The 12,052-nt window shown below is 59.8% G+C and carries 13 protein-coding genes; all 13 read right to left on the bottom strand.

Annotation, left to right across the window (positions count from 1 at the left end):
- Positions 1-63: 63 nt before the first annotated feature.
- The 13 genes from AC1DNK_RS11255 to AC1DNK_RS11195 all read right to left on the bottom strand — a co-directional run bounded on the left by AC1DNK_RS11255 (position 64) and on the right by AC1DNK_RS11195 (position 11,817).
- A complete protein-coding gene (locus AC1DNK_RS11255) occupies positions 64-225 on the bottom strand; it encodes a DUF1328 domain-containing protein (protein WP_112386069.1) in 162 nt (53 codons plus the stop codon).
- Positions 226-379: 154 nt separating this feature from the next.
- On the bottom strand, positions 380-889 hold the full coding sequence (locus AC1DNK_RS11250) for a Dps family protein (RefSeq protein ID WP_477941097.1): 510 nt from the start codon (positions 887-889) through the stop codon (positions 380-382).
- Positions 890-1,071: 182 nt separating this feature from the next.
- Positions 1,072-1,236: a hypothetical protein gene (locus AC1DNK_RS11245; RefSeq protein WP_310296505.1), complete on the bottom strand. Its 165-nt coding sequence runs from the start codon at positions 1,234-1,236 to the stop codon at positions 1,072-1,074.
- A gap of 136 nt (positions 1,237-1,372) precedes the next feature.
- Positions 1,373-1,561, bottom strand: a complete 189-nt coding sequence (locus AC1DNK_RS11240; protein ID WP_112385923.1) for a hypothetical protein — start codon at positions 1,559-1,561, stop codon at positions 1,373-1,375.
- A gap of 158 nt (positions 1,562-1,719) precedes the next feature.
- On the bottom strand, positions 1,720-2,469 hold the full coding sequence (locus tag AC1DNK_RS11235) for an ABC transporter ATP-binding protein (protein ID WP_112517966.1): 750 nt from the start codon (positions 2,467-2,469) through the stop codon (positions 1,720-1,722).
- Positions 2,466-3,299 (bottom strand): ABC transporter ATP-binding protein, encoded by an 834-nt coding sequence (locus tag AC1DNK_RS11230; protein WP_477941095.1) that lies wholly within the window; start codon positions 3,297-3,299, stop codon positions 2,466-2,468. Before AC1DNK_RS11230 ends, AC1DNK_RS11235 begins: the two co-directional genes overlap by 4 nt.
- Positions 3,296-4,231: an ABC transporter permease gene (locus AC1DNK_RS11225; protein ID WP_477941094.1), complete on the bottom strand. Its 936-nt coding sequence runs from the start codon at positions 4,229-4,231 to the stop codon at positions 3,296-3,298. Before AC1DNK_RS11225 ends, AC1DNK_RS11230 begins: the two co-directional genes overlap by 4 nt.
- Positions 4,228-5,295 (bottom strand): ABC transporter permease, encoded by a 1,068-nt coding sequence (locus tag AC1DNK_RS11220; RefSeq protein ID WP_477941092.1) that lies wholly within the window; start codon positions 5,293-5,295, stop codon positions 4,228-4,230. Before AC1DNK_RS11220 ends, AC1DNK_RS11225 begins: the two co-directional genes overlap by 4 nt.
- Before the next feature lie 18 nt (positions 5,296-5,313).
- Positions 5,314-6,957: an ABC transporter substrate-binding protein gene (locus AC1DNK_RS11215; protein WP_477941091.1), complete on the bottom strand. Its 1,644-nt coding sequence runs from the start codon at positions 6,955-6,957 to the stop codon at positions 5,314-5,316.
- A gap of 47 nt (positions 6,958-7,004) precedes the next feature.
- Positions 7,005-8,063 carry a dipeptidase gene (locus tag AC1DNK_RS11210; RefSeq protein WP_477941088.1) on the bottom strand — a complete coding sequence of 353 codons (1,059 nt, stop codon included), beginning with the start codon at positions 8,061-8,063 and terminating at the stop codon, positions 7,005-7,007.
- Between the two features lie 156 nt (positions 8,064-8,219).
- Complete coding sequence (locus AC1DNK_RS11205; RefSeq protein WP_112385930.1) at positions 8,220-9,245, bottom strand: ABC transporter permease; 1,026 nt, start codon at positions 9,243-9,245, stop codon at positions 8,220-8,222.
- 34 nt (positions 9,246-9,279) lie between these two features.
- On the bottom strand, positions 9,280-10,821 hold the full coding sequence (locus AC1DNK_RS11200) for a sugar ABC transporter ATP-binding protein (protein ID WP_477941085.1): 1,542 nt from the start codon (positions 10,819-10,821) through the stop codon (positions 9,280-9,282).
- 66 nt (positions 10,822-10,887) lie between these two features.
- Complete coding sequence (locus tag AC1DNK_RS11195; RefSeq protein WP_112540410.1) at positions 10,888-11,817, bottom strand: sugar ABC transporter substrate-binding protein; 930 nt, start codon at positions 11,815-11,817, stop codon at positions 10,888-10,890.
- Between the last annotated feature and the right edge of the window lie 235 nt (positions 11,818-12,052).

Below are 12,052 nucleotides of genomic sequence, written 5' to 3'. Positions count from 1 at the left end.
ATGAAAAATCCGGCGCCGCTCCGGCACCGGATTTTCATCATCGCAACGATGCTTTCAGCGCCGTCAGCGCCGCATCAGACGCATGAACAGCGAGACGACGAACAGCACCAGGAACAGGAAGAACAGAACCTGAGCGATCGAGGCCGACGCGCCGGCAATACCACCGAAACCGAGAAGGCCGGCGATCAGGGCGACGACGAGAAATACCAGAGCGTAATAAAGCATGCCCATCTCCTTGTTTGCTGGCAGATAAACGAAGATATGCGGCCAAGGTTCCGCGAGATTGAGAAAATCTTTCGATATCAATGAATTATGAAAAAGGGCGCATGGAAATGAGCATGCGCCCTCGCGGCGGCGGTAAGGCGCAGAGCGCCCACGCCTACTTTGCAATGATGGCTTTCAGCATCCAGAGCGCCTTCTCGTGGAACGTCAGGCGGTCCGTCAGCATGTCGGTGGTGACAAGATCATTGTTGTCGTCGGCAGCGGTGCCGGCTTCGCGCATCGCTCTGCAGGCCGCCTCGTGGTCAGCGATCAGGTCGCGTACCATATCTTCGGCCGTCAATTGGCTGAAGTCGCCATTATCAGGCGCGAATTTCGCAGCGTCTCCGACGCGGGCCGGCGCCAGGTGACCGAGGGCGCGAATACGCTCGGCGATGATATCGGTCGCCTTGAAAAGCGTGTTGTAGTGCTCTTCCGTCAGCTCGTGCAGCGGCTTGAACAGCGGGCCGACGACATTCCAGTGATAGATGTGGCTCTTGATCACCAGATGATAGGTGCTTGCCAAGATCGCCGACAGGCTCTTTGCCATGTCTGCGCAATATTTGTCGGTCAGTCCGGTTTTCACCGAGACGTCACGCGATTTCGGTTTCAGTACGGCTGTATTTGCCATCGTCCTCAACTCCTGACTGGGAACGCCAGACAGCGCGGAATGGCAGGAGAAGGATAATGACCGGGGTCCGGTACACTATGCCTTTTACGTCCATTCCCGGCACGCTGAATGCGTAAGCAGAGAATGCCGCGGCTGGCACATTGTTCCGAAGGAATGGCACCGGCAGAGCGCCGGTGCGAAGATCAGCCGATCAGGCCGAATACGAACGCAGCGACGAATGCGAAAGCTGCGGTCAGCAGCACGGCGTGAACGCCAAGCTGCAGCTTGCCGCGCACGGAGAGCGGCTTCTTTGCCGGCACGGAACCATAATGGTTCGCGTGAGTATGCGATATACCCAGGTCTGCCATGTGTTGCCTCCGTCTGTTCTCTTTGGTGCGGCTTTGTGCCTGCACCTTTATTCTTATATTCTCTATCAGGTAGGTAGAGATAAAATTCCTTCCAGAGGCAGCCGGATAGAAAATCCGACCGTCACAGGAAGAAAGCTCAGCAGAGAGTGCGCCAGGCCCAGATCAACGACCGTTCGATCGCATTTTCCTCGCGCTGCGCGGCAGCGGAGACATCGATGAAGCGGCGGTCCTTTTCGGCAGGAATAGAAACGACTGGCTGCTCGCTCCGCTCGGCCTTCACCGGCGGCTCGAGATATCCCATGGTCATGCCACCGAGAAAGAACATCCTTACCTCCATGATCACGAAAACTAACAATCGTTAACGGGATCATGACAGATGAAACGGGCCTGTCAATAGTCTAGTCGAATGGTCGTCTTTAACGCTACGTTAACCTTAACCGCGCGCGTGGAGCAGCCTTTTCAAACACTTGAAAAACCTGCATTTCAGCTTTTGACGAAGCCTTTGCTCGCGACCATCAGATTGCGGGTGTATTCTTCCTGGACATCGGCGCGGGCAAGCTCAGCCGAGCTCAAGCGCTCGACGACCGCGCCATTGCGCATCACCGCGAGCTGCTCGCACATATGGGTGACGACGCCGAGATCGTGGCTGACCATCACGAAAGTCAGCTTTCGATCGCGCCGGATCTGCTCCAGCAGGTTCAGCACTTCGGCCTGAACGGAGGCATCGAGTGCCGAGGTCGGCTCATCGAGCAACAGCACCGACGGCTCGACAATCAGCGCCCGGGCGATCGCCACGCGCTGACGCTGGCCGCCGGAAAGCTGATGCGGATAGCGGAAACGGAAACCATTTCCGAGGCCGACTTCGTCAAGCGCGCGGGCAATACGCGTTTCACCATCGCCGATGCCGTGGATCGCCAGAGGTTCGAGCAGCAGCCGGTCGATCGTCTGGCGGGGATGAAGCGAGCCATACGGGTCCTGAAACACCATCTGGACGCTGCGATAGAAGGCCTTGCTGCGCTTGGCGCCCTGCAACGCCTCGCCATGAATGCGGATCGTGCCGGAGCTGACGGGCGCAAGCCCCGCGACGGCCCGCAACAGCGTCGACTTCCCCGACCCGGATTCCCCGACCAGCCCGAAGGACTCGCCCGTTCCGACCTCGATGCTCACATCCTTCAGGGCGTGGAAATCGTCGTAGATGACGCCGAGTTTTTCGACAGAGAGTGCTGCGCTCATGCGGCCCACTCCGGCTTGCGGTCGAGAACCGGCAGCGGATGGCGGCTCTGGCCGATCTCCGGCATGCAGTTCAGCAGACCCTGCGTATAAGGATGTTGGGCATTCTTCAGATCGGATGCCTTCAATTCCTCAACGATCCTGCCCGCATACATGACGATGACACGGTCACAGAAGGACGAGACGAGACGCAGATCGTGCGATACGAAGATCAGCCCCATGCCGCGTTCGGAAACGAGTTTGTCCATGATCTTCAGCACATCGAGTTGAACGGTCACGTCGAGCGCCGATGTCGGCTCGTCGGCAATCAACAGCTCCGGCCCGGCGATCAGCATCATCGCGATCATCGCCCGCTGCCCCATGCCGCCGGAAACTTCGTGCGGATAGAGATCGAAGACGCGCTTGGGATCGCGGATCTGCACTGCCTCCAGCATCGCAAGTGCCCGTTCCTTGGCCTCCGCCCGGCCGACCTTTTCATGGGTCTTCAGCGTCTCGCAGATCTGCCGGCCGATCGACATGACCGGGTCCAGCGAATATTTCGGATCCTGCAGCACCATGGCGATCCGCTTGCCGCGCAGAAGACGCCGCTGCTTGGCGGAGGCGGACAGGAGATCGAAGCCGTTGAAGTCGAGTTTGTCAGCACTGACGACGGCGTGTTTCGGGGTGAGGCCCATGATGGCGCGGCCGGTCTGGGACTTGCCGGAGCCGGATTCACCGACGATGCCGAGGCGTTCCTTGCCGAGCGTGAACGACACCCCACGCACGGCCTCGATCACGCCTGTGCGCGTCGGATAGCTGACGCGCAGGTTCTTGACGTCGAGAAGCTCGGTCATTGGCCGCTCTCCTTCGGATCGAGCGCATCGCGCAGTCCGTCGCCAAGCAGGTTGAAGCCGAGGCTGACGATCAGGATAGCGATACCGGGCATGGCCGCAACCCACCACTGGTCGAGAATGAAGCGGCGGCCCGAGGCGATCATAGCGCCCCATTCCGGCAGCGGCGGCTGGGCGCCGAGGCCGAGAAAGCCGAGACCGGCCGCCGTCAGGATGATACCCGCCATATCGAGCGTCACCCGGACGATCAGCGACGAGATGCAGAGCGGCATGACATGGCGGATGATGATGCGAATAGGCGAGGCGCCCATCAGCTTCACCGCAGAAATATAGTCCGACCGCCGCACCGTCAGCGTTTCGGCGCGGGCGATACGCGCATAAGGCGGCCAGGAGGTGATGGCGATGGCGATGACCGCGTTCTGGATCCCCGGCCCCAAGGCCGCGACAAAGGCAAGTGCCAGCACCAGCTTCGGAAAGGCCAGAAAGATATCGGTGATCCGCATCAGGGTCGCATCGACCCAGCCGCCGGCATAGCCGGAGACGGTGCCGACGATCAGCCCGATCGGCGCCGAGATGATCGCGACGAGAACGACGACGAAGAGCGTGAGCCGCGAGCCATAGATCAGACGCGAATAGATATCCCGGCCCTGATCGTCGGTGCCGAGAAGATAGCCGGCAGTGCCCGGCGGCATCAGCCGCGCGTTCTTGAGATCACCGATGACAGGCGAATGCGTTGCCAGGAGATCGGCAAAGGCCGCGACGAACAGCAGCCCGATGATGATCACCAGGCCGACGACGGCGAGCTTGTTGGCGGTGAACTGCCGCCACGTGACATAGGCGCGCCCGAGACGCGCCTGCATGCGTGATTGCGGCCGGTCGGAAAGCAGCCATTCGCGACGGCTCATCGGAGGTGTCTGGTTGACCGGAACCGTCATCGGCTTCGCGTCCTTGGATCGAGGGTCCGGTAGAGAAGGTCGGACAGGAGATTGATACCGATGAAGACGGTGCCGATGACGATCGTGCCGCCGAGCACGGCGTTCATGTCGGCGCTCTGCAGCGAGTTGGTGATGTAGAGGCCGATGCCCGGCCAGGAGAACACCGTCTCCGTCAGCACCGAACCTTCAAGCAGCCCGGCATAGGAAAGCGCGATGACGGTGACCAGCGGAACGCCGGCGTTGCGCAGCGCATGGCCCCAGATCACCCGTGTTTCGGACAGCCCCTTGGCGCGCGCCGCAACGATATATTCCTGGCTGAGCTCGTTCAGCATGAAGCTGCGGGTCATGCGGCTGATATAGGCGAGTGAGAAATAGCCGAGCAGCGAGGCAGGCAGGATGATGTGGCGGAAGACGTCGTAGAAGACGTCCCACTGTCCCTGCCAGGCGCTGTCGAGCAGATAGAAGCCGGTGATCGGCGTGAAGGTATATTCGTAGACGATGTCGATACGGCCGGGGAACGCCACCCAGCGCAGCTTCGCATAGAAAACGACGAGTGAGATCAGGGCCAGCCAGAAGATCGGCACCGAATAGCCGATAAGCCCGATGACGCGCACCACCTGGTCGGCCAGACTGCCGCGGCGCACCGCAGCCAGCACACCGAGCGGAATGCCGATCACCGCGCCGATGATCGTGCCGCAGGTGGCCAGTTCGATGGTCGCGGGAAATGCGCGGCGGATATCGGTCATGACGGGGTTGGTCGTCAGAACCGAATTGCCGAAATCCCCGGAGAGAATGCCCTTCAGATAGATATAGAACTGCTCGTAGAGCGGCAGGTCGAAGCCCATTTCGCGGCGCACGCGCTCGACCACATGGGTCGGCGCCCGGTCGCCGAGAATGGCAAGAACCGGATCGATCGGCACCACGCGGCCGATGAAGAAGGTGACGGCCAAGAGGCCGAGATAGGTCGTGACCGCGGCAATCAGAAAACGCCCGAGTGCCTTGGCGAGCGGAAGTGCGCGGCCCTTCGCTGGCCGCGCCTCCACCTTTGTTTCAACGATGCTCAATGAACCAATCCTACCGGATTATTCCTTGGCGATCGGACCGACATAGTTGGTGTCGAAGCTCGGGCCGAGCTTGAAGTCTTTCAGGCTCTTGCGGTAACCGGCCACTTCGATCTGCTGGAAGATGAAGACGAAGGGGCTGTTTTCCAGATATTTCTTCTGGATGTCCTGGTACATGGCGGCGCGCTTGGCACCATCACGCTCCAGCAGAGCAGCCTTGGCTTCCTTGTCGAGATCCGGCGCCTCGAACGTGTTGCGCCAAGCGAGCGTCTTGTTGGTGCCGGCATCCGAATTGTCGGGGTTCGAGGTGAACGTATCGGCATTCGAATTCGGATCGAAATAGTCCGAGCCCCACTGGCCGATGTAGATATCGTGCGTGCGGGCGCGATATTTCGTCAGCGTCTGCTTGCCGTCACCCGGAACGATTTCGAGCTTGATACCGGCCTGTCCCAGCGTCTGCTGCATGGATTCGGCAATGCCCGTGACCGGCTGCGTGTTGCGCACGTCCATGGTGACGGAGAAGCCATCCGGCAGGCCTGCCTTTGCCAGCAGCTCCTTGGCCTTGGCCACGTCGAGCTTGAACGGATTTTCGTCCAGCGCACCAAGCTGGCCCTTCGGCAGGAAGGTCTGGTGAACTTCGCCGATACCCTTGATGAGCGTCGAGCTGATCGCATCGTAATCGACCAGATACTTGAAGGCCTGCTGCACTTCAGGCTTTTTCAGGTTCTCGTTCTTCAGGTTGAGGCTGACGTAATAGATCGTGCTCTTCGGCGCGTCCGTCGTCGCCAGATCGGCATTCTTTGCGACGGCGTCCAGATCGCCTGGCTCGAGATTACGCGCGATATCGATGTCACCCGCCTCAAGTGCCAGGCGCTGTGCCGAGCTCTCCTTCATGTAGCGGTAGATGACGCGGTTCAGCTTTGGCTTGTCGCCGTAATAATTGTCGTTGCGCTCGAGAACGACGACTTCATTGGCGCGCCATTCGCGCAGCTTGAAAGCGCCGGAACCGGCATAGCCGGTCTTCAGCCAATCGTTGCCGAAGTCGTTGTCATACTTGTGGTCGGCATCGACGTTGACAGGTTTGACGTGATCGAGCACCAGCTTCTTGTCGACGACTGAAGCAACCGTTGCCGTCAGGCAGTTCAGCACGAAGCTCGGCGCATAGGCCTTGTCGACGGTGAAGACGAACGTATTCGGATCGGCAGCCTTGGCCTTTTCCGTGACGTTGTCGCCGGTGAGGCCGAACTGGGTGAGAATGAAGGCCGGGCTCTTGTCGAGCTTGACGGCGCGCTCGAAGGACCATGCGACGTCTTCTGCGGTGATCGGATTGCCGGAGGCGAACTTGAGGCCCGGCTTCAGCTTGAACGTATAGGTCAGGCCATCATCGGAAACGGTCCAGCTTTCGGCAAGGTCGCCCTTGACCTTCGAGGTGTCGGCCATGTCGAGGCGCACCAGCAGGCTGTAGCTGTTGCTGGTCACTTCAGCAGTCGAAAGCTCGAAGGCTTCGCCCGGATCCATGGTGATGATGTCGTCGATGGCAAAGCCTTCGACCAGCGTGTCCTTCGGCGTTTCAGCAAAGGCGGCAGGCGCTGCCATCATGAGAAGCGAAAGAGCAGCACCGGCAGAAAGGGCACGGAAGCTGCGGTTCAGTTTGGTAATCATCATTGGTTCTGTTCCCCTGTTTTTGATTGATTACAAAGCAGTTCTGAGGCTCAGACGTCCTTCTCCCTCCACGCCGAAGCCAGGATTCTCAGCCAGTTCTCGCTGGCAAGTTTCTTGAGATCGTCCTCACCATATCCACTGTCCCGGAGGGCGGCAATCAGCTTCTGGTTGCCTGCAGCGTCACCGATTTCGTCGGGAATCGTCGCCCCGTCGAAGTCGGATCCGAGTGCCACGCAATCGATGCCGACTCGCCCGACGAGGTGGTCGATATGGCGGATCATGTCGGAAAGCGGCGTCTCGCCATCGGAACGTCCATCCGGGCGCAGCATGGCCGTCGCATAGTTCAGACCGACGAGCCCCTTGCATTCCCTGATGGCGTCGAGCTGCTTGTCGGTCAGGTTGCGGGCAACGGGCGTCAATGCATGCGCATTGGAATGGGTGGCCACCAGCGGCTGATCGCTGGTCTTAGCAACATCCCAGAAGCCCTTCTCGGTGATATGCGACAGATCGATCATGATGCCGAGGCGATTGCACTCGCGCACCAACTCGAAACCGGCGTCGGTCAGACCGGGCGCCGTATCCGGGTTTTTTGGAAAGGCGAACGGCACGCCATGCCCGAAGACGTTATGGCGGCTCCAGACGGGGCCGAGCGAGCGCAAGCCGGCGGCGTAGAAGACTTCGAGCGCAGCCAGATCCGGCCCGATCGCCTCGCAGCCCTCAATGTGCATGACGGCGGCAAAGATCCCGCTCGCCATGGCCGCGCGGATGTCCTTGACGCTGCGGCAAAGGCGCCAGCCACCGGCGGTGTCGAGACGCAGCGCAATCGCCGCCATCTCGGTCGCGATCCCCAGCGAGGGGAGACGGTCGAGCGGTGCGGAAAGCGGGGTTTCGTAGTGACCGTTTTCATCGGGATCCGCAAAGACGAGATCGCCGGACGGGATGTAGATGGCGCAGAGGCCGCCGGCCAGGCCACCCTTGCGGGCGCGGGGCGCATCGATATGGCCCTGGGTCGTTCCGTTCAGAAATTCGGCGACCGGATCGTTGCCGTCTCTTTCATGTGTCCAAAGCCTGAGGAGAACGTCGTTATGGCCATCGAATACGAGCTGCATCTGTCTTCCTGCTCTACCCTTCCGGGCAAATATCAAGCGACAACAATAGAAAGGCTGGAAAAATAGGCCAGCCCCTTTTTTAGAAATTTGCGGCACCGCTGAAATCAGCGTCAAACGTGAAAACGGGGCCAGATGGCCCCGTCATTTTTTCATGTTTCAGTGCTTTGCACGTTTCTTCTGCCGGTAGACGTCGACGACGACGGCGGCAACGATGATCACGCCCTTGACGATTTCCTGGTAGTAGGCATCCACCCTGAGGAAGGTGAAGCCTGAGGTCATGACGCCGAGAATGACCGTGCCGATCACGGTACCGGTGATGCGCCCGACACCGCCCGTCAGCGACGTGCCGCCGATGACAGCCGCAGCGATCGCATCGAGTTCGTACATCACGCCCATGCCGGCCTGCGCCGTCTGCGCACGGGCTGCAGTCACGACACCGGCGAGACCGGCAAGCAAACCCGCGATAGCGTAGACCTTGATCAGATGCGCTTCGATATTGATGCCCGAAACGCGCGCCGCCTGCATGTTGGCGCCGATCGCATAGGTGAACTTGCCGTAGCGGGTATAGCGCAGCGCGATGTGGAAGATCAGCGCGACGACGAGGAAGACGATAACAGGCCAGATACCGGTGCCGATGAAGTTGAACTGATCGGTCAGGCCGGAGACCGGCTGGCCCTTCGTGTACCACTTCGAGATGCCGCGCGCCGACACCATCATGCCGAGCGTGGCGATGAAGGGCGGTATCTTGGTCTTGGCGATCAGCTGGCCATTGATATAGCCGGCCAGAAGGCCGATCAGCAGGCCAACACCAATCGGCACGAAGAACGGCATGTCGGTCAGCGACGGATAGAGCGCACGTGGCCAGGTGGAGGCCTGGGCAAAGCTCGCCGCGATCATCGCCGTCATGCCGACGACCGAACCCGAGGATAGATCGATGCCGCCGGTGATGATGACCTGCGTCACCCCGACCGAAATGATACCGATCACCGAGACCTGCAGGATCATGATCGTCAGGCGCTGCGGGTTCATCAGGAAGCTCTGGCCGATGAAGATCCAGCCGAGAATCTCGTAGACGAGGGCGATGCCGATCAGCACCAGGAAGATGCTGAGTTCCGGCGGTATCCGGCGGCGGCGGACTCGGGCTGCGAGCGGCGCATGGCCTTCTGCTGCATCTGTGTTCATGTTCAAACCTCCCTTTGGCAATCGAGCGGCGCGTTTACTGCGCGGCGAGCTCCATTACCTTCACCTGTGTTGCTTCGGCGCGATCGAGGAAACCGGTCACCCGCCCTTCATGCATGACCATGATGCGGTCACTTATGCCGAGCACTTCCGGCATTTCCGACGAAATCATGATCACCGCGACGCCGTTTCTGGCCATCTCGGTCACCAGCCTGTGGATCTCGGCCTTGGCGCCGACGTCGATGCCACGCGTGGGTTCATCGAGGATCAGGATCTTCGGATTGGTGAGCAGCCAGCGACCAATCAGTACCTTCTGCTGGTTGCCGCCCGAGAGATTTTCGACGCGCTCGTCGAGATTGGGTGTCTTGACCCTGAGCCTGCGCGCCATGTCTTCGCAGGTCTTCTCCAGCGCCCGCTCCTGCACGAAGCCGCCCTTGACGAACTTGTCCTGCAGCACGGCGATCTGCATGTTTTCGAGCACGTTGAGGATCAGAAGACAGCCCGTGTCCTTCCGGTCTTCGGTGAGGAAAGCCATGTGGTTCTGGATGGCGACGGTCGGCGAGTTGATATCGACCTTCTTGCCGAACAGCTCGATCGTGCCGGCGCTGGCCGGCGTCACACCGAACAGCGTTTCAGCGACATTCGAACGTCCCGAGCCAACCAGACCGGCCACACCTAGAATTTCGCCTGCGCGCACATCGAAGGAGACATCGCGAAAGACGTTGTTGAGCGTCAGATCCTTGACCGACAAGACGACGTCGCCGATCGGAACCTCTTCCTTCGGAAACATCTGGGTAATCTCGCGGCCGACCATCATCTTGATGATGTCGTCGCGTGTCACGTCGGTAGACGCATGCGTGCCGATATACTTGCCGTCGCGGAACACCGAAAACTCGTCGGCGATCGCAAACAGCTCGTTCATCTTGTGGGTGATGTAGACGATGCCGATGCCCTGGGCTCTCAGGGCGCGAATGATATCGAACAGGTGAGCGACTTCACGCTCGGTCAGTGCCGAGGTGGGCTCGTCCATGATCAGAACGTCTGAATTGTAGGAAACCGCCTTGGCGATCTCGACCATCTGACGGCTGGCAACCGAGAGATGCCTCACTTCGATATCCGGATCGATATCGATGTTGAGCCGCTGAAACAGCTCCTCGGTCATGCGATACATCTCGCCATGATCGACGAACCCGAAACGGCTCTTCGGCTCGCGGCGGATCCAGATATTTTCCGCAACCGTCATGAACGGCATCAGGTTCAGTTCCTGATGAATCATGGCGATGCCGTTTTCCAGCGCATCGAGCGGCGACTTCAGCTGGATGTGAACGCCCTTGAGACGTACCTCGCCCTTGTCAGGCGTATAGATGCCGGCAAGGATCTTCATAAGCGTCGATTTTCCGGCGCCATTCTCGCCCATCAGCGCATGCACCGAACCGCGCTTCAAGCGGAACTGAACGTCGTCGAGTGCGACGACACCTGGAAATTCCTTGCGGACGCCCTCGGCACTCAGCAGGAATTCCGCATTCGGAACGGCCCCGCTGGCGCGCACGGCAGCCATGGTGGACGGGCTGATAGCCATCTTCTTCTCTCCGGATACGGCAGGAACTGGATGCGGGCATAAAGCCCGCATCCGTGACACGGCGCCTTAGTTCTTGGCGACGAAATCCTTGACGTTTTCAGGGGTGACGAGCTGGAAGGGAATGTAGACCTTCTTGTCGATCTTTTCGCCCTTGGCGAGCTTCAGAGCCGCATCGAGCGAGCCCTTGCCCTGACCTGCCGCGTCCTGGAACACGGTCACGTCGAGATCGCCGGCCTGCATGGCGGCAAGCGCGTCCTGCGTGGCGTCAACGCCGCCAACGACATAGTCCTTCATGTCCTTGCCGGCGGCCTTGAGGGCCTGGATCGCGCCGATCGCCATTTCATCGTTGTTGGAGATGACAGCATTGAACTCAAGACCACTGGAGAGCCAGTTGGTCACCAGGTCGGAGCCCTGGGTACGATCCCAGTTTGCGGTCTGCTCTTCCACGATCTCGATGCCCTTGCATTCGTCGGTCTTGATGACGTCATGAACGTCCTGGGTGCGCATGCGGGCAGCCTGGTTCGACAGTTCGCCCATGATGACCACGGCCTTGCCCTTGCCACCGAGGAGACGGCAGACTTCCTTGGTTTCCAGCGTACCGGATTCCAGTTCGTTGGAAGCGACGAATGCCTGATTGTCAGGCAACGTATCGACGTTCACAGGCTGGCGGTTGACGTAAACCAGCGGAATGCCGGCATCGGCGGCGAGCTTCGACATCGCAGCCGTTGCGTCAGTGTCGACGGGGTTGACGATGATCGCATCGACCTTGGAGGCGATGAAATTCTGGATCTGGCTCTGCTGCTTCGACACGTCGTTCTGCGCGTCTTCGACCTGCAGCGTCACGCCGCTCAGCGTCTTCGAGTAATCGATCATGCCGTTGCGCAGAACGGTCAGGAAGTTGTCGTCGAACTTGGCCATGGAAACGCCGACCGTTTCCGCATGCGCGGCCGTCGACATGACAAGCGCCATCGCGGTGCCCAGGATAAACTTCTTCATTTTATTTCCTCCACAAAGCGGTGTCCGGCAGCACCCTCCTCACGCCGGAACTTCGGGCCCAGCCCAAAAGCCTTAATTCCAGTTGACCGCCACTCCCGTGAGGCGGCTCCGTCAAAACGGAACAAACAAACCGTAAAATTTGCCTGACGGAATATTCATTCCATTTTCCTGCGACGGCGTCAACTCTTTTTAAAGCAATGCCGAACGCAGCTGCTGGCCGGAAAAATCTGCGATG

Source organism: Rhizobium sp. 01N424 (genome assembly GCF_056399485.1).
The sequence above is the reverse complement of the archived record's forward strand: the minus strand, read 5'-3'. Positions and strand labels throughout refer to the sequence as shown.